Origin of the sequence: Streptomyces sp. B3I8 (assembly GCF_030816915.1) — a bacterium.
In the GTDB taxonomy this organism is placed as follows: Bacteria; Actinomycetota; Actinomycetes; order Streptomycetales; family Streptomycetaceae; genus Streptomyces.
Genome location: NZ_JAUSYN010000001.1, coordinates 105,057 through 128,714 on the forward strand (window position 1 = coordinate 105,057; position 23,658 = coordinate 128,714).

The 23,658-nt window shown below is 67.6% G+C and carries 20 protein-coding genes and 2 pseudogenes; 12 read left to right on the forward strand and 10 right to left on the reverse strand.

Going from position 1 to position 23,658, the window contains the following annotated elements:
* Positions 1–242: 242 nt before the first annotated feature.
* Positions 243–1,067: an ATP-binding protein gene (locus tag QFZ64_RS00585; protein ID WP_307061147.1), complete on the reverse strand. Its 825-nt coding sequence runs from the start codon at positions 1,065–1,067 to the stop codon at positions 243–245.
* On the opposite strand from QFZ64_RS00585, the gene QFZ64_RS00590 reads away from it, so the two are divergent.
* Entirely contained in the window at positions 988–1,329 is a 342-nt protein-coding gene (locus tag QFZ64_RS00590) for a hypothetical protein (protein WP_307061751.1), read from the forward strand. The two genes, QFZ64_RS00585 and QFZ64_RS00590, sit on opposite strands and share 80 nt — an antisense overlap.
* Before the next feature lie 925 nt (positions 1,330–2,254).
* A pseudogene (locus QFZ64_RS00595) lies at positions 2,255–2,457 on the forward strand (hypothetical protein).
* Between the two features lie 225 nt (positions 2,458–2,682).
* Here the strand turns inward: QFZ64_RS00595 and QFZ64_RS00600 are convergent.
* Positions 2,683–2,862, reverse strand: coding sequence for a hypothetical protein (locus QFZ64_RS00600; protein WP_307061149.1), 180 nt, complete (start codon positions 2,860–2,862; stop codon positions 2,683–2,685).
* 214 nt (positions 2,863–3,076) lie between these two features.
* Positions 3,077–3,826 carry a transposase family protein gene (locus QFZ64_RS00605; protein WP_307061152.1) on the reverse strand — a complete coding sequence of 250 codons (750 nt, stop codon included), beginning with the start codon at positions 3,824–3,826 and terminating at the stop codon, positions 3,077–3,079.
* A gap of 210 nt (positions 3,827–4,036) precedes the next feature.
* On the opposite strand from QFZ64_RS00605, the gene QFZ64_RS00610 reads away from it, so the two are divergent.
* On the forward strand, positions 4,037–4,843 hold the full coding sequence (locus tag QFZ64_RS00610; RefSeq protein WP_307061154.1) for a transposase family protein: 807 nt from the start codon (positions 4,037–4,039) through the stop codon (positions 4,841–4,843).
* A gap of 7 nt (positions 4,844–4,850) precedes the next feature.
* Here the strand turns inward: QFZ64_RS00610 and QFZ64_RS00615 are convergent, their stop codons facing one another.
* Complete coding sequence (locus QFZ64_RS00615; RefSeq protein WP_307061156.1) at positions 4,851–5,426, reverse strand: SMI1/KNR4 family protein; 576 nt, start codon at positions 5,424–5,426, stop codon at positions 4,851–4,853.
* Between the two features lie 867 nt (positions 5,427–6,293).
* Positions 6,294–9,239 (reverse strand): BTAD domain-containing putative transcriptional regulator, encoded by a 2,946-nt coding sequence (locus QFZ64_RS00620; RefSeq protein WP_307061158.1) that lies wholly within the window; start codon positions 9,237–9,239, stop codon positions 6,294–6,296.
* A gap of 228 nt (positions 9,240–9,467) precedes the next feature.
* Between QFZ64_RS00620 and QFZ64_RS00625 the strand changes: the two genes are divergently transcribed.
* Together QFZ64_RS00625 and QFZ64_RS00630 are read left to right on the forward strand one after the other, a co-directional pair.
* Entirely contained in the window at positions 9,468–10,571 is a 1,104-nt protein-coding gene (locus QFZ64_RS00625) for a tryptophan dimethylallyltransferase family protein (protein ID WP_307061160.1), read from the forward strand.
* Between the two features lie 73 nt (positions 10,572–10,644).
* Positions 10,645–12,012, forward strand: a complete 1,368-nt coding sequence (locus tag QFZ64_RS00630) for a tryptophanase (RefSeq protein WP_307061162.1) — start codon at positions 10,645–10,647, stop codon at positions 12,010–12,012.
* Positions 12,013–12,572: 560 nt separating this feature from the next.
* Here the strand turns inward: QFZ64_RS00630 and QFZ64_RS00635 are convergent.
* Complete coding sequence (locus QFZ64_RS00635; protein WP_307061164.1) at positions 12,573–13,277, reverse strand: hypothetical protein; 705 nt, start codon at positions 13,275–13,277, stop codon at positions 12,573–12,575.
* 420 nt (positions 13,278–13,697) lie between these two features.
* Between QFZ64_RS00635 and istA the strand changes: the two genes are divergently transcribed.
* The 3 genes from istA to QFZ64_RS00650 are packed head-to-tail and all read left to right on the forward strand — an operon-like array spanning position 13,698 to position 16,625.
* Positions 13,698–15,275, forward strand: coding sequence for an IS21 family transposase (istA, locus tag QFZ64_RS00640; protein ID WP_307061166.1), 1,578 nt, complete (start codon positions 13,698–13,700; stop codon positions 15,273–15,275).
* An 18-nt stretch (positions 15,276–15,293) separates the two neighbouring features.
* Positions 15,294–16,067, forward strand: coding sequence for an IS21-like element helper ATPase IstB (gene istB / locus QFZ64_RS00645; RefSeq protein ID WP_307061167.1), 774 nt, complete (start codon positions 15,294–15,296; stop codon positions 16,065–16,067).
* Positions 16,068–16,100: 33 nt separating this feature from the next.
* Positions 16,101–16,625: a DUF1877 domain-containing protein gene (locus QFZ64_RS00650; protein WP_307061169.1), complete on the forward strand. Its 525-nt coding sequence runs from the start codon at positions 16,101–16,103 to the stop codon at positions 16,623–16,625.
* Between the two features lie 298 nt (positions 16,626–16,923).
* On the opposite strand, the gene QFZ64_RS00655 is transcribed toward QFZ64_RS00650, so the two are convergent.
* The 3 genes from QFZ64_RS00655 to QFZ64_RS00665 form a co-directional block, all read right to left on the reverse strand.
* A complete protein-coding gene (locus tag QFZ64_RS00655; RefSeq protein ID WP_307061734.1) occupies positions 16,924–17,451 on the reverse strand; it encodes a transposase in 528 nt (175 codons plus the stop codon).
* Positions 17,448–17,987 carry a winged helix-turn-helix domain-containing protein gene (locus QFZ64_RS00660; protein ID WP_307061170.1) on the reverse strand — a complete coding sequence of 180 codons (540 nt, stop codon included), beginning with the start codon at positions 17,985–17,987 and terminating at the stop codon, positions 17,448–17,450. The genes QFZ64_RS00655 and QFZ64_RS00660 overlap by 4 nt, the downstream gene beginning before the upstream one ends.
* 247 nt (positions 17,988–18,234) lie before the next feature.
* Entirely contained in the window at positions 18,235–19,434 is a 1,200-nt protein-coding gene (locus tag QFZ64_RS00665) for a serine hydrolase (RefSeq protein WP_307061172.1), read from the reverse strand.
* A 459-nt stretch (positions 19,435–19,893) separates the two neighbouring features.
* On the opposite strand from QFZ64_RS00665, the gene QFZ64_RS00670 reads away from it, so the two are divergent.
* The 4 genes and pseudogenes from QFZ64_RS00670 to QFZ64_RS00685 all read left to right on the forward strand — a co-directional run bounded on the left by QFZ64_RS00670 (position 19,894) and on the right by QFZ64_RS00685 (position 22,362).
* Entirely contained in the window at positions 19,894–20,184 is a 291-nt protein-coding gene (locus tag QFZ64_RS00670; protein ID WP_307061173.1) for a hypothetical protein, read from the forward strand.
* Positions 20,185–20,678: 494 nt separating this feature from the next.
* A pseudogene (locus QFZ64_RS00675) lies at positions 20,679–21,014 on the forward strand (DUF6192 family protein); the annotation flags it as partial.
* Positions 21,015–21,016: 2 nt separating this feature from the next.
* Positions 21,017–21,436, forward strand: coding sequence for a RacP protein (locus tag QFZ64_RS00680; RefSeq protein ID WP_307061175.1), 420 nt, complete (start codon positions 21,017–21,019; stop codon positions 21,434–21,436).
* Positions 21,437–21,495: 59 nt separating this feature from the next.
* Positions 21,496–22,362, forward strand: coding sequence for an IS5 family transposase (locus tag QFZ64_RS00685; RefSeq protein WP_307061177.1), 867 nt, complete (start codon positions 21,496–21,498; stop codon positions 22,360–22,362).
* 574 nt (positions 22,363–22,936) lie between these two features.
* Here the strand turns inward: QFZ64_RS00685 and QFZ64_RS00690 are convergent.
* Positions 22,937–23,257, reverse strand: coding sequence for a hypothetical protein (locus QFZ64_RS00690; RefSeq protein ID WP_307061179.1), 321 nt, complete (start codon positions 23,255–23,257; stop codon positions 22,937–22,939).
* Positions 23,258–23,658: the final 401 nt, after the last annotated feature.

Consider the following 23,658-nt stretch of genomic DNA (forward strand, 5'->3'; position numbering starts at 1 on the left):
TTCCGACTCGCGACGGCATTCGAGCGAGCAGTAGATCTGGCGGAGTCGGGGGTTGGCGGTGAAGATGCCGTCGCAGACCGGGCAGGTGTGTGCGGCCAGGCTGGCGGGAGCGCGTCGGTGGGCGGCGCTCTTGCAGCGGGGAGAGCAGTAGATCTGCCTCGGGCTCGGCATGAACTCGCCTGCGCAGACTGGGCAGTTGATTGATGCGGGGGTGAGCTGTTTTTTCGTCGTTGTGGGTGGAGTCAGGAGGCACGTGCGTTAACTCCCTTGCGCATGGCGTCGGCCTGGTTCTGGTGGCCGCGAAGCCGGTAGGAGGGTCCGTCGATGCCTGCGACGGCAGCCCGGTGCAGAAGCCGGTCGAGCATGGCGGCGGCGACGGTGGCATCGCCGAAGGCTCCGGCCCAGTCGGCGATCCCGACGTTGGTCGTGAGGCTCGTGCTGGACTTGAGATACCTCTGGTTGATCACCTGGAACAGGGCTGAGGCGCCGTCCTCGGGCAGCGGCAGGTAGCCGAGCTCGTCGATGATCAATAGTCTCGGGCCTGCGAAGAAGCGCATGCAGGTCTTCCAGCGGCCTTCGAGGGCGGCCTTGTGGCACTTGGCTGCGAGTTCAGCGGCGGTGGTGAAGTAGATACGGTGACCGGCGTCGACGGCCGCTCGTCCGAGGGCGACCGACAGCATGGTCTTGCCCACTCCCGGTGGGCCGACGAACAGCACGTTGGACGCGTCGTCGAGGAAGCGGAGGGTGGCCAGGTCTCGGATCGGCTTCTCGTCGACGCCGGGCTGGGCGGCGAAGTCGAAGTCGAAGTCGGCCAGGTCCAGGGCTCGGGCAGACAGGCGAACCGTTCCCGGGCGGCAAGTTTGCGGGCCTCGGTGGCCTCGACCTCGATCTCCAGGAGCCGTTCCAGGGCTGCGGTCAGTGACATCCGCTCGGTGCGGGCCTGGTCCAGGACAGGCCCAGTCCGGGGTCGACAAGCTCTCGGTCCGGATGGACGACCGGCGCCGGCGGATCGACGGAGCGGTCACCACCGTCGGTGAGCTCGCCGCGGCCGAGCCGTTGCTCGACATCCCGGTGCGGCCGTTCCCGGCCGAGCTGGAGGTCGAGCGGTGCCGCGGCGGGGTGGGCAGATGTCCACCCCGACCTCGTAGTACCTGGCATGTCGTGCGCAAGCTGGGCGGGACCGCTCGCCGGTGGCGCTTCGACCGGATGGCTACCGTCTGCTCCCCCTCCAGCGGTCAGGTCACTGCGGCGTTCGCCACGCGGGGCTCGCGTTGGAGGTCGATGAGCGTGCCCAGCCGCCTGGCGCCGGCCAGCCGTGTCAGCGGCTGACCGGCTCCTGGCAGCGCTCTCAGCGGCCTTACGGATCGTCTTCCGGGAGCCCGAGTGCGCCTACCCGAGCCTCCCATCGCTGTTGAAAGGGTCGGGACGGCCAGACTTGACCACATCGGAGCGCCGCACCCGGAAATGTCGCACCAACACCTCGAAGTTACCGACCAGCGTCGTGTCACCAACCAGCGTCCATGAACGGACTGCTGAGGCAGCTCGTGAGGCGCTTGAGGCCCGTGCCGCTGAAGCCCGGAAGATCGAGCGGGCACGGTACATCCGACAGGTCGCCGCATCCAGGCCTGTAGCCGACTCCGGCCTACAGGACGCCGCACCCTCGGAATCGTCACCAGCCGCCTCCTGCCCGTATCGATGACAGATTGTCACGTCTATGCAGAACCGCGGGCTAAGGGCTGTCCCGTAATCCCCGGTGGACCAGCGCGCGGCGTCAGATGTGGTGCATCGCAAGGCGGAGGGGCGTCCGAATACTGGATGTATGCGGACGTTCCGACAACGCGGCGAGATGCCGTAGCTGTCGTCGCGCGCCCGCCGGGGATTACGGGACAGCCCTTAGATGCCTCATAGGTTCAATTCGCTGCATAAACTGGTCGGCTGATCGGCGGCGAACCGCCCCAAGGGAGGCTGCCTGTCTCGCACTGACTTGACCACCGTGCGGCCTGAAGCAGACCCGCGCCAGGCTCCAGGCGACCGCACCCCGCAATAGGTAATCGGCACGAGTTGGGCAGGCCGCCGTGGCGGCGGACACCGACAGGCCCCGTTCGTTGATGGGTCTGCGGAGCAAGGGACAAGCCTCCGGGACCGGGTCGAACCCCGGAGGCTTCGTCGTCCCGGTGTCGCTCACGGCGGCACCGGCTGCTCGCACAGGCTGCCCAAGTACGGCGTGGTGGTGGAGGAACTGGCGGTGGAGGTCATGGCGCAGCTGCCCAACGACCGGGCCCTCCAGGAGGTGATGGCGCTCGTGGAGGTCGCGCGGAGGGATCCGCGGGTTGGCCCGATGTGCGTGATCCGGGCTCGGTTGAGGAGATCCGGGAGGCCTTCGGGCGGCGGTGCTGGATCCAGTACATGCCGCACGCCGGAGCGATCGAGGTCCGTGACATCGGGTGGACAGACTGATCGCTTGCCGTCCCGGTCGGCCTTCGAGGACTTCTTCGGGGGATGCCGGGCGGATCGTGCCTCCTCAACGCTCGCTGCGGTCGCCGCGGACAGCTGGATGGGGATCACGACCATCCCGAAGGCGATCGTGCCCGACCAGGTGGCGGTGGCGCTCATGCTGCCAGCGTCGGCGGCTGCGGATCACTCCGCATCCGGGAAGGACCGCACCGCGCCGGGGGAGCTCGGTCAGCGGTGGCGGAGTTCCCCGGCCCAGATCCGGAGCTGGCCCTCGAGGACCAGGTTGTCGCCGCGGGCGACCGTCTGCAGCAGCTGCGCGCACACGGTCGCTTCGGCGGCAAGGCCGACCGGGCTGCCCAGGACGGGGAAAGCGTCGCGGACCCGGGCGGCGACGTCCGGCTGGAGCACGAGTAGGCGTAGAGCGTGGCGGCGTCGAACCCCTCCGGGGCCTGCCCCCAGCCTTCCCAGTCCAACAGCCGCAGGGGCTCGGTGAGGTTCGCTCAGTGCAGGTCGGCGTGGGCGGTCGTCCAGCAGGTCACGGCCGGGGCCGGGAGGCCGACGAACTCGGGGATCGCCCGGTCCATGTACTGCTGACGCACGGCGATGCGGTCAGTGAGCATTTTCAGCGTTGCTTCTCCAGGGTGAGGACGGCCTTGGTGATGACGCTCATGCGGTTGGGACTGATGCGGGATCTGCGGAAGATCTGCCAGGACTTCAGCCGTGCCATGCCACGTTCAACAGGTGCCCTGGCCGCAGACAGGGCCCGGTTGCTGGTCCGCTCGGTGAGGGTGAGTTCACCGCCCGGCGGGCGGCGCTTGGCGGTGGTGACCCAGTCGCCCGCACCGATGTAGGCCATGTCAGCAAGGATCGGGACGCCCTGGCGCGCACAGATCCGGAGGATCTGGTGGGTGCGGGCGGCCGTCAGGTCGTGGGTCCGGCCCGGCAGCGCCGGCGAGAGCCACAGAATCTCGCCGGCCGGGTCCGTGACGACCTGCACGTTCACCCCGTGCCGCTTGTGTTTCGAGGAGTAATCGGCCCTGCCGTCGCCGACGCGGTCGCACTCGGCGAGCGTGCCGTCCAGGAGGACGAAGTCCGGGTCGTGCGCGCGCAGCGTCTTCAGCAGGCCCGGTGCCTGCTCGGCGAGCAGACCCGTGACCGCGGTGACGTAGGCGTGGGCGGTACCGACGGATATACCGAAGGCTCCGGCGATACGGGCGAGGGTGTCGTGGCGACGCAGGTACACGAGTGCGACCAGCGCACGGCGGTGCGGCGGGAGTTTGCACCGCCGGTCACCCTCACGGGTGACGATGAGCATCGTGACCGACTCGACCACGGCGTGAGGCAGGTCGAGTACGGCAGGATACGGAACCAACAGGGCTCCTGTGCTGCTGAGTTGAGACGTCGAACACCTCCCTCAACGGCACGGGAGCCCTGTCCGTTGCGCACCCCAACCTCACACCACTCCGTCACCCGATCGGTGGCCGTACTGAAAATGCTCAGTGAACCTCTTTCATCCTCTGCTGGCGGGTGAAAAGGGCTGGTCAGAGTGTGTGCTGACGAGGCAGGGCCCCTCGTCGTCGGCGTGGTGATTCCACTCAGCACACCGGCAATCGAAGGGGCCCTGTTGGTTCCGTATCCTGCCACGCTCGACGTCCCGCATGAACTCGTCGAGCACGTTGCCTGGCTGCTGTACGAGCACCGTCGCGCACGCAACACCCGCTGGCGCAAGCTCGGCTGCTTCGACCAGGCGCTGCTCACGCTGGTCCACCTGCGTAAGAACGAGACGTTCCCCCAGCTCGGCGCCGGGTTCGCGATATCGCAGGCCACCGCCTGGCGCTACGTCGACGAGGCCTTGGACGTACTGGCCTCCTGGGCCCCAGGCCTCCATGAAGCCCACACCGGCCTCGGTGAGGGCGACCACGTCATCGTTGACGGCACACTGATCCCCACCGACCGCGTCCGCGCCGATCAGCCGTACTACTCGCAGAAACACAAGAAGCACGGCATGAACGTACAGGTCATTGCCCGCCCTGACGGCCCACCACTGTGGTTCCCCCGCGCGACACCCGGCCGCACACACGACCTGACCTCGGCCCGCGCCCACGGCATCGTCCAGGCCTGCCTGACCCGGCAGATCCTCGTGCCGGCGGACCGCGCCTACCAGGGTGCCGGCACCACCTTCCGCACCCCGTACTACCACCACAGCGAACAGCCCGAGCACTACCAGCAGTTCAACCGCGACCACACCCGGCTCCGAGCCCCCGGCGAACGCGCCTTCGCCCGGCTCAAGTCCTGGCGCATCATGCGCAGAGCACGCTCCTCCACCCGCCGCATCAGCCGCACCGCCCAAGCCATCCACGTACTACTGACCTGCGACTATTCAGGATGAAAGAGGTTCACTGCCAGAAGACAAATCCTTCTTGATGCACGGTGGCCTTGTTTCCGTAAATCTCGGCGCCTGACTCCAGGGCGGAGGCCGTCTGTTCCAGGAGCAACGCGAAGGAGCCCCAGGTACCGACCTCGGCACTGTCGTGGGTGAGTAGGTCACCGACGGCATCGTGTCCCGTACCTGGGCGCTGGTCCACGAACAGCGTGTCGCCGGTGTTGTGCAGCCCCACGGGAAGCCACAGTGGGTGCCACCAGTGGCCGACCATGTCGTCGCCCAGGCGGCTGAGGCTTTCGCCGAGCATGCGCCACTGGTCGACGATTCCGGCGGCGCTCAGAGGGATGTAGCCGTCGAGAAGCATGAACCATCCCTTGGTGTGCTCGTCGAGGCCAACGCCGTCGTGGCAGCGCAGTGAGGCGGCTACGTCGGGAGGCAGGCGGCGTCCGATCGCGGCCTCCACCGTATCGAGTGCGGTCAGGTCGGCAGGCGGGTTGAGGGTGGCCCTGGTGCCCGGGGCGTGCGCATCGAGCCAGGACTCGATGCGGGCCCAGGAAGCCGCGACAGAGCCGTCGTCAGTGGCAGTCATGCCGTTGCCATCCATTCTGTTGGACTGGGCGGGACAGAGTCGGCGAAGCGGAACCGCAGTGCTTCGTGGCCGGTTGGCCCGAGGGCGGACTCGGCATCCCATACGAGTGCCTTCAGGGCGACGGCATCATCATGGATCTTCTCCGATGCGGGACGTACAACGAGGGTGAGGGGGCAGGTCACGGCAAATGCCATCAGAAATCGGGTCGTGTCTCGCTTCGTGGTGTAAGCGACCTTGCTCGACGCGTTCCGGTGAGCCGCGCGTCGGCCACCGCACGGGGCGCGGCTCCCGGTTCGCATAGCGGCTGACCTGCCGTCAGCACCATGTGCGGCCCCGAATCGCACCGATGCTGCGGTGACCTGCGGGTTCCGGCGCCTTGATCCGCTACACCACATGGCGGGACGCCACCAGAAATCGGGGGGTGCGGCGTCGGCCACGTAGTCCACGGACGTGATGCGGGCTGGGCAACGTGTGGTCGCCGGCCCTGTCGGGGCCTTCGGAACGGACGGACGCGCCCACCGTGCCGTGCGGTGCTCTCATTCCGGTCACGTTGTGGTCACAGCCGTTTCGCAACCACGATGACTACTTTGCACATTCGAATGAATGCGATGCGTGCGCGGGTGCCGGTGCCGGTGCGGGTGCGGGTGCGGGTGCGGGTGCGGGTGCGGGTGCGGGTGCGGGTGCGGGTGCGGGTGCGGGTGCGGGTGCGGGTGCGAGTTCAACATGTCCAGGCCGCTGGAGGTACTACGGGACGAGCACCCAATGCCGATCGGAGCGGACGAACTGCGAGCTCTGCTGGTCGCGCTGCCCATGAGTCCGGGAAACCGGAAGCTCGTCCAGTGCCAGGGAAACGCCGGCCGGACTTCGTCAGGCGAGATCGTGATCAGTGCCCCGAAGGGCTCCGTGATCCGGCGCGTCCAGGGCGAGCCGCAGACCGTCCTGGGCTGATGCACCCTGGGACCACGCCGCCCCGTATTCCTGGGTGCCCAGCGCCTCACGTACCTGGTGTTCGGTGGCCGCGTGGGCGTCGTGGAACGGACGCAGTCCGATGAGAGCGACTCCTGTGTCCTGCCGCAGGCGATGGGCGGCGCCCAGAAGCCGTGCCGACTGTGCGTGGTGGCCGGTGGCCGCCATGGCCCAAGCCAGTGTCTCGACGCCCCAGACCGGGCCCCAGCTGTCGCCGATGGCCCATTGCCGACCCAGCGCTTCGCGCAGGTGGGCCGGGGACCGGTCTGTCGTGCCGTGCCGGAGCTCGAACAGGCCTGTGCACCACTGGGCCCAGGTGCGGGCCCACTCGGCACCGCTGTCCGCGGCTTCCACTGCATACGCGTCGAGGGCCGTGCGGGCCGAGGTGCGGTCGCCGAGGAAAGCCTCGGCCATGGCCCAGAGCATCGTGGCCATATGAGCGTCCCCCTTCTGGCCCGCCGCGAGGAACTGGTCCCTCGCCTTGGTCAGTAGAGCGGCAGAGCACGGGTCGCCCCGGACGAGCATGGCGTGTGCGCCTTCGATGAAGGTCAACGGCGGAGCCGCCGCGCCGTCGGGGAGTTCGCTCGCCATGGTGTGGCATGCGGTTAGAAACGCCTCGGCGGAGGGGTTGTCCCCCTGGCACAGTGCGATCCAGGCCTTCATCGCCAGCCCTCCCGCGATGAGGGCCCGCGGTGCGTCTGTGTTCAGGCCGAGGAGGCGCTCCAGCCAGTGCCGGCCTTCACCCAGCGTACTGTTGAAGAACCAGAACCGGGTGCGGGCCAGGTTGACGGCGATCTCCAGGCCCGCATCCACGCGGTCGCGGCGCGTGGTGCAGAAGTCCAGCGCGGCACGAAAGTTGGGAAGTTCGGTCCGTAGCCGGATCAGCCAGTCGACTTCCCCCGGTCCGCACCACTCGTCGCCGGCGCGCACGGCCATCATGCGGTAGTGGTCGCTGTGCCGGAGGCGGAGCTTTGGTGCACCGTCCTGTTCGCGGAGCCGTTGCTGACCGTACTGGCGAATGGTTTCGAGCAGGCCATACCGGGCGCGGTCGCCTGAACTGTTCACCACCACGATCGACTTGTTCACCAGCCCGGCCAGCAGATTCAGCACATCCTCCCGGGCGATGTCCGCTCCACCGCACACCGCCTCGGCGGCCTCCAGATCGAAGCCGCCGGCGAACACTGACAAGTGGCTCCAGAGCAGTTGCTCCTGCTGTTTGCACAGGTCGTAGCTCCAGTCGACGACCCCGCGCAGAGTGTGCTGGTAGCGGATGACGGGGTGCCCGTACGGTACGGACAGCAGACGGAACCTGTCGTCGAGCCGTTCCAGGATCTCGTCGACCGTCATCGTGCTCAGACGTACCGCCGCCAGTTCGATGGCGAGCGGAAGCCCGTCCAGCCGTCGGCACAGCTGGGCGATCGCACCGCGATTGCGGGAGGTGATCCGGAACGTCGGCGCAGCGGCGACGGCACGGTCGACGAACAGCCGTACGGCCTCGGAGCGGTCCGCTGTGCCGTCCTCGGCAGAGGGCGTACCGTCGGTCCGCTGGAGCGGTGCGGGACAGCCGATGCCGGGGACGGTGAGTGAGGGCACCGTCAGGACGTGTTCGCCGGGAATCCCCAGTCGCTGTCTGCTGGTGGCCAGTACGCGCAGTCCGGGAGCCGCCCGTGCCATCCTCAGGACCAGGGCTGCGACGTCATCGGCCAGGTGCTCGCAGTTGTCGAGGACGACCAGCAGCCGCTGGTCGCGCAGATGATCCAGGATGGTGTCCACGACAGGCCGAGCGGAATGGTCGCGCACCCCGAGGGCTTCGGCGACGGCACGGCCGAGGAGTTCGGGGCCGGTCAGGGGCGCGAGGTCCGCGAGCCGGACGCCGTCCGCGAACGCCGGTTCCAGCTCCGCGGCCGCCCGCAGCGCGAGCCGGGTCTTACCGACGCCGCCGACGCCGGTGAGAGTGACCACCCGGGCGGACGCCAGCACGGCGCGCACCTCGGCCAGTTGGGCTTCACGGCCGATGAACGTGGTCATTTCGATCGGCAGGTTCCCCGTTGCCCGAGGACGCGCAGCCGCCGCCTTGTCTGGCGCTTCACCCAGGTCCGGTGCGGCGGCCAGCAGCCGCTGATGCAGTCTCCTGAGCTCCGTCCCCGGGGTGACCCCCAGTTCGTCGGCCAGCACTCGGGCGACCTCGCGATAGCACTCCAGCGCTTCTCCCTGCCGCTCGCAGCGGGCGAGCGCCAGCATCCGCTGGGCCCAGAAACGTTCGCGCAGCGGGTGGGCCCCGATGAGTGCGCGCAGCTCCGGCAGGACGTCGAAGGCCCGGCCCAGCACGAGTTCGGCGTCGATCCTCAGTTCCAAGGCGTCCAGACGCTGCTCGTTCAGCGCTGGCACGAAGTCGTGAAGGAGTTCCGCGGGGAGATCGGAAAGAGGTTCGCCACGCCACAGGGCCAGCGCCTCGCGCAGCATCTGTGCCGCACTCGCCGCCCTTCCCTCCTTGAGCGCGGTGCGGCCCTGGAGGGCGAGGAAGGTGAAGCGGTGCACGTCCAGTGCGTCCGGGTCGACCTTGATCACATAACCGCGGGGGTGGGTGAGCACGGGGGTGCCGTCGGCGGGGCAGTCAAGAGCACGACGCAGGCGCAGTACGTAGTTCTGGAGCGTGTTGCGAGCCCCTTTGGGAGGCTGGTCGCCCCACAGTCGACTCATCAGCCGTTCCGCGGTGACCACTTGGTTGACTTCGGTCAGCAACGCGGCGAGCAGCAACCGGAGTTTGCCCGCGCGAATGACCACGGGGTGCCCGTCACGCCAGACTTCCAGGGGCCCCAGGATCTTGAATTCGTACCGTGCGCTCACTGATCCCTCGGTGCTCCATTCCCCGGGCGCCGCAAGCATACGACACCACGTGACCGGCAAGCGACTGCGCGTAACCGTCGCGCGACCAGGAGGTGACCGGGGTGACGGCGGCCACTGACACGGTGAGGCCCGTCCCGACGGCGCGCCTCTGTGGAGTCCGCAATGGCCTCAACCGGTCCCTCTCAGCTGAACTCCTCCTCCCAGGCTGCGGCCGTACTGTCTCGGTCGGTGGTCACCTTGGGCGAGCACCTGAGCCGCCAACTGTCGGGGGTGTGCGGCGCCGTGGGTGTCAGCCCGCCCGACGACGGTTCCACGCGCTCACTGCTCGATCTGCTGGGCGCCTCGGCACAGCGTCCGGTGGCAGCCGGCCCGCCGTCGCCGTCCTTCGTCTCCGACGACCACTCTCCGGCCGAGTTCTCCGTGTCGTTCCCCACCGCAGACGCCCCGACCGTGCGGGTCGTGGTCGAGCCCGGGTGCGCCGCGCGCTCTTTCGCGGAGAGCGGGCGCGTGGGCCGCCGGGCTCTCGAGGCGCTGGCCGAACGCTGGAGTTTCTCGACCGAGCCGGTGGACCGGGTGGCGGACCTGTTCTTCCCAGCCGGAGCCCAGGGTCCGTTCGCCTTGTGGTGCGCGATGGATCTGCGCAAGGACCGGGCGCCCGGCGTCAAGGTCTACGTCAACCCGGCGTGCCACGGCCGCGATCGGTCCGTACAGGTCACCGAGGAGGCGTTGGCCCGGTTCGGATTCGGCCGGGCGTGGCCGACGCTGCTGGAGCATGCCGCGTCCCGTGGGCCCGACAGCGACGAGTTTCTGTTCTTCGCCGTGGATGTGGGGGACTGGCAGACGCGGCGGGTGAAGGTCTACATCGCCCACCGCGACTTCTCGGTGACCGGCGCACAAGCCGTTTCCCGCCTGCTGCCAGGTGGCTGCGCACAACGGTTGGGGGAGTTCTGCCGCACAGTCGGCGACACCGAGTTCTTCGGCCGCCGACCGCTTGTCTCCTGTCTGTCCTTTACGGAGTGGGACGTGGAGCGTCCCAGCGGTTACACCTTGCACGTCCCGGTGCGTGACTACGCCCGGGACGACCGAGTGACCCGGAACCGGGCCGCGACCGTCCTGCGGCGCTACGGCATGGACACCGGTGCCCTCGACCGCGCACTGGCCGCCATGACGCACCGCGGCACGAGCGAGGGGGTGGGACTGATCTCGTACGTCTCGCTCGTCCAGAGCACCCGGCTGCCCCCTCGGCTGACGGTCTATCTCTCACCCGAGTGCTACGAAGTCCGGCCCCCCCAGGAGCCGACGCCCCCGCTCGCCTCCGGCGACCGGCAGTGACCGACCTGCCGACTTGTCGTCGCACCGATGGATGACCGGAACTCGCCCCGCGCCGAACGGGAGAACAACCCACATGGAGCCGTACAGGATCAAGGCCGTCGAGCCCCTCCCGATGACCACACGCGCACAGCGGGAAACAGCGTTGCAGCGCGTGCACTACAACCTCTTCGCCCTGCGCGCCGATGAGATCACGATCGACTTGCTCACCGACTCGGGGACAGGCGCTCTCTCAGCGGCGCAGTGGGCCGCGGGCATGGCCGGTGACGAGTCCTATGCCGGCTCACGGTCCTTCTACCGCTTCCAGGAGGTGGTACGCGAGCTGACGTCCTGTCCCCACATCCTCCCGGTCCACCAGGGCCGGGCGGCAGAACGCATCCTTTTCTCGGCGCTGCTCGGCCCCGGGGGAATCACACTCAGCAACACCCACTTCGACACCACCCGCGCAAATGTGGCACTCAGCGGCGGCCAAGCCGTGGACCTGCCCTGCCGTGAGGCGCAGGACCTCGACAGCGAGGAGCCGTTCAAGGGCAACATCGACTTGCAGCGGCTCAAAGACGCCCTGTGCGGCCCGGACGCCTCCCGTATCGCTGTGGTGATCATGACGCTGACGAACAACGGCGGAGGCGGCCAGCCCGTCTCCATGGACAACCTCGCCCGCGCCGCCGCGCTGTGCCGAGAACACGAAATCCCCTTCTTCCTGGACGCCGCACGCTTCGCCGAGAACGCCTGGCTGGTCACCCAGCATGAGCCCGCCTACCAGGGGGTCAGCCCACGCGAGGTCGCCGAAGAGGCCTTTCGTCTGGCCGACGGCTGCCTGATGAGCGCCAAGAAAGACGGAATCGTGCACATCGGCGGGTTCCTGGGCCTGCGCGACCCCGCGCTCGCCGAACGATGCCGGCTGCTGCTCGTCGCCACCGAGGGGTTCCCCACGTACGGCGGACTGGCCGGCCGAGACCTTGACATGATCGCCCAGGGCCTGACCGAGGTGACCGATCCCCACTATCTCCGGTCCCGGGCGGAGGCAGCCCGTCACCTCGCCTTCCTGGCCCGCAACGCAGGCATCAGCATCCTCGAACCACCCGGCCTGCACGCGATCTATCTCAACGCCGGCCGTCTCCTGCCCCACATTGCGCCGCACCGCTTTCCCGGCCACGCCCTCGCCTGCCAGCTGTACTTGGAGGGCGGCATCCGCTCTGTCGAACTGGGCTCCCTCTACCTCGGCAAGGAGGACGAGAACGGAGACCCGATCACCACAGCCCCCTTTGAACTGCTGCGACTGGCCCTCCCTCGCAGGACGTACACGCTCAGCCACTTGAACCACGTCGGCGAAATCCTGGCGAGGACCGCGAGGAACAGGGCCAAGATCCCCGGCTATCGCCTGGTCCAGTCGAGCCCGGTCCTCCGCCACTTCCACTCCGAACTCGAACCGTTACCCCTGTGATGGCGCGCCTGGAGCAGCACCGCATGGATGCGACGGGTGTACCGGTGGCCCTCCGGAGGGCCGGTGGCCGACGGAGCAAGGACCGACTCGGTCCAAGAGTCCCGCTCGTCCCAAGCATGACCGCCCCACCTGATCCTTCAAAATACGGGGCAATACCCCGCCCATGGGGCGCCAGGAGGTCATCTGCCTTGGCGAACCGCCCGTTGCGGCCCGCCGTTTCCTCTTCCGCGAGGGAATCAAGCCGCGTGGTCCATACGCCCCATGGGCGATCCTCCTCAATCGCGAAGCCCTCATAGCGGCTGGGGCCCGACCGGTTCTCCACCTCTCAGGCGAGGAGATGAACGCAACCAACGACATGCCTGCCTCGTTCCGAGCCCGACGGGTTCGCTATGCACCGGGACGTGCCGACTGGCTCCATGAACGCGAGTGGCTCTGCTTTTAAGAAGGCCAGACTCCGGACTTTCAGCTCACCGCTGATATTATCGCCGGTGTCATCGTCGGCGAGCAGGGTTGACTACCTCCAAGTAACTTCCATGAACAGCCGATGCCGGACGAACTCTTCAACCACCCCAAGGCCCTCGACGAGAAGCCTCGTTGGTGGTGGGATCGGGCAGGACCTTGTGGAGGACGGGACATTCGAACTCCGCCGTCGTTACGAGTTCGAGAAGTGGTTCCTCGTCGACTTCATGATGGGTTGTTGTTGGGGAGTATCCGGGGCTGCTGGTAGGGGTGCCTGGGATGCGTCGGCGCTGTGCGGGCCAGGGGCCGAACTGCTCACGCACCACCCCGGCCGCCACGAGCAGCGCTCGCCGAACTCCGGTGCGGCGTCGGGCGACGGCCAGAGGGAGGCGGTGGCGGTTCCCGCAGCCTGTCTTCACCCGGGCGTCTGGACATGGTCGCTCAGCACTCGCGGTGCATCGCCACTCGGCCAGAACTCGGAAGCCGCCCATCAGGGCGATGTCTGCCGCGTGACTGATCTCTTTCCAGGTCATCTCCCTGGTCAGCATCCAGTTGGAGCGGTCGATCAGGTGGAACCTGTCGTCATGCGTGATCCAGTTGGCGGTCAGCCCGGCTTCAGCGTGGGCTTTTGACCGGCGTAGCACAGTACCCGCGCTGGCGTTGTAGTACTGGGCTTCGCACCCCAGGCTTACTCCGCCGGCTCCGGTGATCGTGACGTCGGGTCTGGATGTCCGGTTCTTGGTCGTCGTCTCCACTTGGACTTCAAGGCCGGCCGACTGCCCGGTGCGGGTCAGGAAGTCCTTCATGGCCTTGTGTCTGTCACTTTCCTCCGGAGTCATATGGTGCGCAGTGCGCAGCGCGCAGGCGCAGGAGGCCATCAGGGCCGCGATGCTTCCGCACGTACATATGCGGGCTCTTGACCCCGCCCAGTTCAGCCTTGCACTGCTGTCCTTGGCTGCTCTCTACGCAGACAAGAAGTTCGCGGTCTCTCTCCGCCACAGGCTGCAAAAGGCTCTCGATCAGGTCGGGCTGTCGACGATCAAGTTTTTCCCCACTTGGTGTGGTTTGAGCGTCACGTAATTCCCCACACCGAATTCTCCTAATTGTCCATGGGTACGACGGTGTTCGGGATCGATGGACCTGGTCATCTCGGAGCTGTGGATGGTCCTCGACCTGTGGGTCCCGAAGGCCGATGGGCAGCCCGGATGGCAAGGAGAACGTTCGTCGTGGTCGACATCACCGAGATCTACGTCCACTGGTACGCGGGGCGCTCGAAGAGCGCGCTTGCCGCGTCTTTGGGAGTGGACCGCAAGACGGTCAGGAAGTACCTGGCGCCGGCGGAGGCGTCCGGAATCACCCCGGGCGGGCCGCCGATGAGCGAGGCCGACTGGTCCCGGCTGATCGAGGGATGGTTCCCCGGGCTCATCGACAAGCGACTGCGGCAGGTGACGTGGCCGGAGATCGACGAACACCGCGACTACATCAAGGAGTTGCTCGGGACCGTGACCGTCTCCACGATCCACCAGCGGCTGCGGGACGAGCACAAGCTGAAGGTGTCGGTCTCCTCGTTCCGCCGCTGGGTGCACGCCACGCTGCCCGACGAGGTGAGCCGGTCGCAGGTCACCGTCCTGCGCGACGAGATCGAGCCGGGCGAGGAGGCCCAGATCGACTACGGGTTCCTGGGGCAGTGGATCAACCCGCGCACCGGAAAACGCCACCGGGTCTGGGCGTTCGTGATGGTGCTGCCCTGCTCACGGCACATGTTCGTCCGGCCGGTGCTGCACCTGGACCAGCATGCGTGGACCGAAGCGCACGTCGCGGCCTTCCGCTACTTCGACGGCGTCCCACGCCGTCTCGTGCCGGACAACCTGAAGACCGGCGTCGACAAGCCCGACCTCTACGACCCGAAAATCAACAAGGCGTATGCCGAACTCGCTACCCACTATGGGGCGTTGGTGGATCCGGCGAGAGCTGCGAAGCCGAAGGACAAGCCCAGGGTGGAGCGGCCCATGCCCTACGTCCGCGACTCATTTTGGCGTGGGCGGGAGTTCACTTCCATCGAGCACATGCAGACCGAGGCCGTCACCTGGGCCCAGCAGGTCGCCGGGCACCGCCAGTGCCGGCCGCTCGGAGGGGCGGCTCCGATGGCCGTGTTCGGCGCCGTCGAGGCCGCCGCCCTGCTGCCGTTGCCGCCCACCCCGTTCACCCTGGCCCGCTGGTCGACGGCCACCGTTGGCCCGGACATCCACATCAAGGTCGGCCGCACCCTCTACTCCGTGCCCTGGAAACTGATCGGCCGCAAGGTCGACGTCCGCTCCACCGCCACGATGGTGCAGGTCTTCCTCGACGGCAGCCTGGTCAAGACCCACGCCGCACTTGCACAGGGGAAACGCACCGACAGGAGCGACTACCCGCCCGAGAGGATCGCCTTCCAGATGAAGACGCCCATCTGGTGCCGCAGCCAGGCATCCGAGGTCGGCGAAGCCTGCCGCGAGGTCGTCAACCAGCTCCTGGAGGTCAACGCGCTCTACCGGCTCCGTGCTGCCCAGGGGGTTCTCGGACTGCGCAAGAAGTACGGCGACACTCGCCTGGAGGCGGCCTGCGCGAGAGCGATCACGGTCGGCGATCCGTCCTACCGCACCATCAAGGGCATCCTGGTCGCCGGCACCGAGAGCGATCCCGAGCCCGAGACCAGCGGAGACGCGGGCGCCGCTGCCTTCCTCCACGGCCCCCAGGGGCTGTTCGGCTCCGTCCGTGCCCCCGGACACCCCGGACGGCACCCGCGACGACCAGGTCCACGGTGAAGACGAGGTGGCGGCACGATGAGCGTGATGGATACCGCCCTGCGCGAGTCACTCAAATCTCTGCGGCTGTCCGGGATGCTGGAGACCCTCGATGCCCGCCTCGCCCAGGCCCATGGCGGCGAACTCGGTCACCTCGACTTCCTCCAGGTCCTCTGCCAGGACGAGATCACGCGCCGCGAGACCGTCGCCTTCCAGCGCAGGCTCCAGCGCGCGAAGTTCGAGCAGCAGGTCACTCTGGAGGAGTTCGATTTCACCGCCTCCTCGAAACTGCCCGCCGCCCAAATCCGCGACCTCGGAGCCCTGCGCTGGCTCCACTCAGGCGAGTCCGTCATCCTGTTCGGCCCGGTCGGGGTCGGCAAGACACATATCGCCCAGGCGCTGGGCCACCTCGCGGTCCGCCAGGGCGCCCACGTCCGCTTCGCCAAGACCAGCCGGATCCTCGCCGAACTCGCCGGCGGTCACGCGGACCGCACCTGGGAGAAACGGATCCGCGAACTGGTACGGCCCGACGTGCTCATCCTCGACGACTTCGCCATGCGCCAGCTCTCCGCGGCCCACGCCGACGACCTCTACGAACTCGTCTCCGAGCGGCAGGGCCGGTCCCTGATCATCACCAGCAACCGGGCGCCCAGCGACTGGTATCCCCTCTTCCCCAACCCGGTCGTCGCCGAGTCACTCCTGGACCGGCTGATCAACACCAGCCACCAGGTCATCATGAACGGCCCCAGCTACCGCCCCAACAAGCGCCCGAAGAACCCCACCGACAAGAACGGCAGACCCCCAACCAAGTAGGAAACCGGTGGACGCCGTCGGGATACTGCCGTCATGGCCGTCACCCAGCAACTCGCCCGCGTCCCGGCGGAGTATCTCGCCGCCTGCCGTCAGTCAGCCGGAACATCGACCGATGGTGATCCCACCTGGGATCCGCCGTCGGCGGACGTCCTGGACCTGGACTGGGCACCGGCCATGTTGGAACGGGCATGCGAGCTGGCAGGTCTCGACGGCGTCCACCTGGGTGCTCTTCGGCAGGCCACCGCCGGGGACTCGGTGATCGATCTCGGCTTCCTCAACACGCACCCGCATGCCATTGGTCCCTTCGGACCGCCTCCCACTGCCCTTTCCGCAGGTCAAGTGGCCCGCGTCTCGGAACTACTCGGTCAAATCGACTTTCCGGCCGTCCTGGCCGTCCTGCCGACCGAGGACAGCGAGGTCGCTTCCTTGATCGGTCATGGGGCGGACAAGACCGTCGGTGGCCCGAGGAAGTACCTGCTGGGGCACTTCAGTGCCCTGCGCGAGTTCTACCTTGCTGCATCCCAACGGCACCTTCTCCTCGTGCTCTGGTGGGACTGACCCAGGACTTCACAGTCGGCTCACGACTCAGTACCTGGGGAATTACGTGACGTTTCGGCTGGGGAATTACGCGAACGTCCACACGGGCAGGTGTGGCCACGTGCTGCCCAGGCCGAGGTCTTCCTTGTCGAGCTCGATGATCCGCTGAAGGCCGGAATGCCATACACCGTTTGCCACTGATATTCCTCACTCGGTAGCAGTGCGCAGGAGACTCCTCCGGCAAGATAGGGACCACCACTCACAATGGGGTCAGATCCGTATGAAATCCAGCTCTACTGACCTTGAATGCGTGATGCGGTCATGGTGACTGGTGCCGGAGGCCGGTGCCGGTGAGGCAGCCGTCGAGGACGTCGGGGCGGTACTGGAGTTTGCGTAGGCCGCGCCGGACCGCGGTGATCAGGTCGTCCGGATCGGCGAAGGCACGGTTGGCTGTGGTGGTGCGTCGCAGTACGGACCAGAGGCCCTCGACCGGGTTGAGGTCGGGTGCGTAGGGCGGCAGTTGGAAGACGGTGAGCCAGTCACGTTCGGCGATGTAGCGGCGCATGCCGGCGGTCAGGTGGGTGTTCAGGTTGTCCCAGACCAGCACGATCGGGCCGCCGAGTTGCTGGTGGGCACTCTGGATGAGGTCGCGGTAGTCCTTCCAGGAGAAGCTCTTGCGCCCGTCGGGCCGGGCATCGGGGCAGGGACGGTAGATCAGCCGGGAGGGTTCGCCGGCCTTGTAGCAGGCCAGTGCGGCCACCGATAAGCGGCGGCGGGAGCGGCCCCGCACGCGGATCACGGGGGTGTGACCGCGGCGGGACCAGGTGCGGGTGGTCGGCGGCGTCATCGAGAAGCCGGCCTCGTCCTCGAAGACGAGCCAGGCGTCGAGCGCCGCCACGGTCCTTCCACCTGGGGCCAGGTCTCCTTCACCCAGCCGGCCACCGCGTGCTCGTCCCGCTCGACCGCGCGGCGGGCTGGTACCTGGCAGCTCCAGCCGTGCCGTCTGAGCAGCGCGGCGACACCCTGGACGGTGTAACTCTTGTGGAAGCGGCGCCCGATCAGGGTCTTGATCCGTGCAAGGGTCCAGGTCTGGTCCCGCCGGCCGTGTGCCACCGGACCCTTGGCCAGCTCCCGCTCGAGCACGGCGAACAGTTCGTCACTGAGCAGCGGCAGCGATGCCGGGCCCTTGGAGGCCAGGGCCCGGGGCCCGTTCTGCGACCAGGCCCTGCGCCAGCGCTGAACCGACCGGACGCTGACCCGCAGGTCGTGCGCGATGACCGGGTTCTCGTCGCCCTGGGCGAACCGCTCGGCCGCCTCCATCCTCAACTTCTCGCGGAAAGCCCGGCGCTCGTCGGTCAGTCCGCCCCCTTGTGCATACCTCATGCGGTCGGCATACCGCAGGGATCACGAGGCGTCAGCCCCTACGACACCCCGCTTGAAGGTCAGTAGTGCCTCTTTGGTCGGAGCACAGGATCAGACGGGGGTCGTGTTCACGTCCCCGGAATCCTCGTACGAGCGGTTGCGTTCGGGGCATCGTTCGAAGTGCAGCTGTTTGGCTTGGCCGGCGGACAGGGTGCGCTGTGCGGGTTTGTTGCAGCGACTTCGTTCAGTGTGGTTGGGCGAGTGCTGTTCACGTAGACGTCGGAGAGCGACGAGCGGAGCATTGTGCGCGGTCGACGAGAGCCGTAGCGTCTTGGATCTGCCGAGTGGCGCTGCTTTCATCGCCCGGTCGGCTGTGCAAGGAGACCGTGACGGTGGTCCGGCCGTCCGGAGTCGTGGCGGGCCACACCAGGTATCCGAATCCGTCGCCGCTGTGTCCCCAGTACCCGCCACCGCAGGACAGTGGTGTCCAGAACAGGCCGAGCCCGTCGCGTGTGTCCGGTGGAAAGCCGCGGTCGGCGGGGACTTCGACGGTGCGCTGCATCTCAGCCAGCTGGGCGGGGGCCAGAAGCCTGCCTTGCACCAGTGCTGTGAAGAACCTGGTGGTGTCCGCAGCTGTACTGATCATCGACCCGTCGGCATCGGCGTCGAAGGGAAGGTAGGCGACCGTGGTGTCGGTCATGGCACCACCCGGCTCGAACTGCTGGTAGTTGCGGGCATGAGGGCCGGGCAGGAACGGCCAGTTGCCAGGTATGAGAGTGCGGGTGAGCCGCAGCGGACGAAGAATCCTGGCCCGGACCTCGTACTCCCATGAATGGCCCGTGACCGCCTTGATGACCATGCCCAGGAGAACATAGTTGGTGTTGGAGTACTCCCAGCAGGCACCAGGTTCGAAGGAGGGCTGGTGCTTCAACGCGAAGGCCACACGCTGTTGGGACGTGTAGGTGGTCCAGCGGTTCGCACGGTACCCGGCCGCGCTGAGATCAGGAACGACGTCGCCGATGTAGTCGGGCAGCCCGCTGGTGTGCTGGAGCAACTGGCGCAGCGTGACCCGGTGCCCGTCATTGCCGCGGCCGTGGACCAGGCCGGGCAGCCATGTGTCCACCGTGTCGTCCAGCGATAGGCGGCCTTCGCCGGCGAGTTGGAGCAGTACGGTCGCGACGAACGTCTTCGTGGTGCTGCCGATCCGCAGGTAGCCGTTCGTGGCCACAGGCTGGCCGGTGCTGAGATCACCGACCCCGCTACGGACGGCCCACACTCCGTGGGGCGTCTCCAGTCTCACCGATACGCCTGTGGTGCCGTCGTCCCGCAGGGCGTCGGCATCACGCTGCAGTCGGGACAGGCGATCGGGGGCCGCCGCTCCGAATCCTGCCGGAACGAGCAACGCCAGAAGGGCGACAGCGAGCACGAGCACTGTCCAACGACTGGTCCGACTCCGCATGATCGACATGAGGCAACGCTAGGAACGACACGTCCGGCGAACCATCCGGACAACCAGAGGTCACACGGTCGGGTTCTCCCCAATGCGCCGGCTGATGTTGTCCGGACCGTCCTCCACCTGCCATGGCTCATGGACATCCGCCGACTACACCGACCTGTCACACGAAGTCAGACCGTAAAGAACAAGCTCAACACTCATGTACGTCACGTTCATCTGACCAGCCCTTGAGACCGGTCGCACCGAAGAGGCCCGAAGCGGCTGGCCACAGCGGCACCGGGACGAGCGCCCCGAGACAGGGGATCGCAGCCACAGCCTCCAAGGTTCCTCACAGCTCTCATCCGCCCGCTCCGCGGGCTGTTGCGGTCTGCTACCGCAGGGCACCCGTTCACGTTTTGATGAAGCCGGCTGCGTCGCTCTCGCTTCCAGGGATCTGGAAGAGGCCCGGCGTGACGCTCGTAGGATGCCTGCATGCCCAAGCCGTTACGGATGAGCCGCCGCACGTGGGTTGCCGCGGGGGTCGTGCTGTGCGTGGCCGGTATCGCTTCCACCACTGCACTGAACGACTCTCCGACGCCCGCCCCGCAGCCCGAGAAACCCGTCAGCGCCGAGTGCGCCCAGTACATCGCCGACATCGAGACGCAGTTGGCCAAGGCCAAGAGGGAAGGCAACGACGACGGCGTGCTGTCCTTCACGCGAACCCGGGTGGGCGCGGACGACTGCAGCGATGAAATTCTCGACCACTTCAACGGCGACCGGTGAGCCGCCGTACAGGGCTCGCCGTGCCAGCGGGGCTGGTCTGCGCCGGCGCCATCACGGATGGGCGGAGGCCCGTTCGTTTCCGAGGGGGAGGGCACGTGGACAGCGGTATTCAGTGGATGGTGGGCGCGACGACGAGTTCCGGGTGGATGTTGGATGTGTACTTCGCTCGCGGGTAAGAGATCGCCGCGGCGGTCACCACCGACTTCCTCAAGCGTCCGCGGCGATCGGGACGCCGCCGGACGGCAAGACCCGGTGGACCACGGACGACGCGAGCCGGACTTTGCTTGTGTCAGATTTCGAAGGTCGCACCCTCAATCTCGTGCCGTCGCCACGTGCCGATAAGCGCTTGGCGGCCGTCCGGGACGGTACGGGCGAAGTGGAGTGCCCGGAGTGCGGGGCCCGCTGGGTGGCCACCTGGATTCGATGACTACGCCGAACGCAAGCGCCGTGGCCTGGCGATCTTCGAGAAACGCTTCGGCCTCTCCCTGCCCCGCGCGACCGCCCGCTTCCAGGTCAACCATGCCCAGGTCGAACGTAGTCGGCAAGCGCGTGAGGACTTCGACCGCACCAGCCCCGTCGCCCCGGCCGTCCGCGCGATCGACCGGTCGGTGGAGTTCCTGGACCTGGTCACCGCCTGCCACTCCTTCGTGGCCGCCGCCGGCCGGACCGTCCCCGGCCTGCGGGACCGCACCCTGAACGACGACGAACGCACGCTCGTGCACGAGAACCTCGCCCGGGTGCGGGCGACGCTGGACTGGATCGAGACGGCCGTCGACACCGGCAAGGTCGACGTCGACGACGAACTGGCCCGTCTGCTCAAGGGCGAATGAGGATGCCCCGCGCCTCACGGCGACGGGGCGATGCCGCCAGACGCCACGCGGACACCCTTCGGTTCGTACTGTTCGAGGCCAGACCCGCCGGCCTTGAGTTCCCTCAGCTGGTACGGGCCAGCGACCTGTCCCCAAGTCAGGTCCGCTCGGGGCTCGCCGCATTGAAGGACCAGGCTACGGAGAAGGGCTGGCCCCCGTTGACCTGGACCCGGCAGACGGGCTACCAGCTCGGCGCCGAGCGGCCGGTGCTGGAGGCATACGAACGGGCGGTGGTCAGGGAGAAGCTGACCGAGTTCCGCCGGTTCATCACCGGGACCGTCGCCCCGCACGCCGCCGTCCACCCCGGCGACAAGTGGGTCAAGCACATCGTCGCCCAGCTCAACTCCATCGAGTCCACCCTCGACCTCATCAACAGCTCCTGACCTGCGGCGGGGCCGCCCTGCGGGCGGTCCCGCCGGACTCGTTGTGAAGGCCAGCCGTCATGCGCTCTCGCCGCTACCCCTCGGACACCTCCAACGCCGAATGGGCCCTGCTCGAAGGGCTGTTGCCCACCCCGGCCTGCGAGACCAGCAAAGGCGGCAGGCCGGAGAAACACCCACGCCGTGAGATCGTCGACGCGATCCGATACGTCGTCGATACGGACTGCAAGTGGCGGGCCCTGCCTGCGGATTTCCCGCCCTGGCGCACGGTCTGGGGGTTCATGGCTCGATGGGCAGCCGCCGGGATCATCGGCCAGATCCGCGACCACCTCGCCCGCCGGATCCGCCGCGACCTGGGCAAAGGCCCCCGGGCGGTGGCCACCGTGATCGACTCCCAGAGCGTGAAAGCCGCTGAGACCGTCTCCAAGGCCACCCGAGGCTACGACGCGGGCAAGAAAATCAATGGGCGTAAGCGCCACCTGGTCGTCGACACTCGCGGCCTGCCCCTCATGGTGATGGTCACCCCCGCGGACCTGCATGACGCGGCAGCGGCGAAGGAAGTCCTGTTCCGTCTGCGCCTGATGCACCCCGAGATCACGATCGTGTGGGCCGACTCCGCCTGTGCAGGGAAGCTCGTGAGCTGGGCGAAACAGCACCTCAACCTCACCATCAAGCCGGTCAGCCGTCCCAAGGACGCCTCCGGCTTCGTCGTGTTGCCCCGCCGCTGGGTCGTCGAGAGGTCCCTCGCGTGGATGATGCACGCACGCCGCCACGCGAGGGACTACGAACGGCTCATCCAGCACTCCGAGACCCTGATCACCTGGGCCGCCATCACCCTCATGACCAGGTGCCTCGCCCGGAGAGGCGCCACCCCCAGCTGGTCGAGGAAACCAGGGCAGGCCACGGCCGAAAACACTCAGCAGGAGTAGGTGTAGTTCGCCTTATAGCCACTTGCTGAAGTTTGGAACCATCGGAACTCATGGGTAGCTCCAGGAGCGATGGTGGCGCAGTCGGGATCCGCGTTGTAACTGACCTGGACGCTCGCAGTGATGGTTCGCCCACAGTCATTGCGAACGATGGCGTACCGGTTGAAAACAGAGTTCCAGATCCCCTGACGGATGATGGGGGCACAATCCAGCCGCGTGACATCGGTGACGTCCTCGGTGTCAGCCGCCTGAGCTGGCGAGGCTGTCATGAGGCTCGCCACAGCGAGAACAGCCACCGCAAGAGCCGCGGACCTGCCGCGCGAACCACCCATGACGATCTCCTACTCGTCGACACTCTTTGCTTCTTATTGAATACGTTGAGTAGCGAAACCGGATGATCTTTCACGCCAATTCACCCAATCGGGTTCAGAAGCACGCACTGAGGAAGTACGGCAGGCGCACCGGCCTCACTGGAACCGATCAGCGCGAGCGGCTGCACTGGGTAGAACACCTGCGCGCGGCCGCGGCCCCGACCCGAGACGACCCTGCGGTCCTCCCACCCACCGTCCCAGGGCAGCTACCGCTCTTCCCGGTCCGCCGGATGCTGTCCATCGCCGTCTGCCGACGCATTCTGCAAAGGCCGCTCGCCGACTACCACGACGTCGTCGAGCACACCGCGGCGTTCGCGGCGGACACCGGGATCAGCAAACCCATGCAGCGCAAGCTGCACGAGATGCTGCGCCTCGCGCTCGCCGTGCGCGACGCCGACGGCGACGACCTCGTCGACGAGCTGGTCCTCGACGACATCCCCAACTACGGCCGGTCCGTCCGGGCGATCCTTCTGCGGGCGGAATTGCTCGGGCTCCTGCCAGAGCCACGCGAACCCGACCGTCCCCAACGGTCACGGACGTCACGGACCACGCGCCGGGTCTGGGCGTCCCGGGCGATGACACCGAGGTCCTGCCAGCAGTGCGGCTCCTGGTTCACAGCGAAGACGAAGGTCACCTGCGAGCCCTGCTCATCCTTCGCCGTCCGGAAGAGAGGGAACAGCCCGGCCTCCGCGGGAGCATGCGGCCGCTGCCGCCGTTTCGACCTGCCGCTCGCCGACGGATACTGCCGCGGATGCCGATGGCACGTAGCCAACCACGGGCCAGGGGACATCGCCCGGTTCGGGACGCAGTTGTGGCTCGGTTCACCGGTCCCGGCACCCACAAGCCTGCGTCACCCGGGCGCGACCCCGCCTGCTCCGCGCCGCCCTGTGTCCGAGCATCTGGTGGCCCCTGGGCAGGAGAGGCTGTT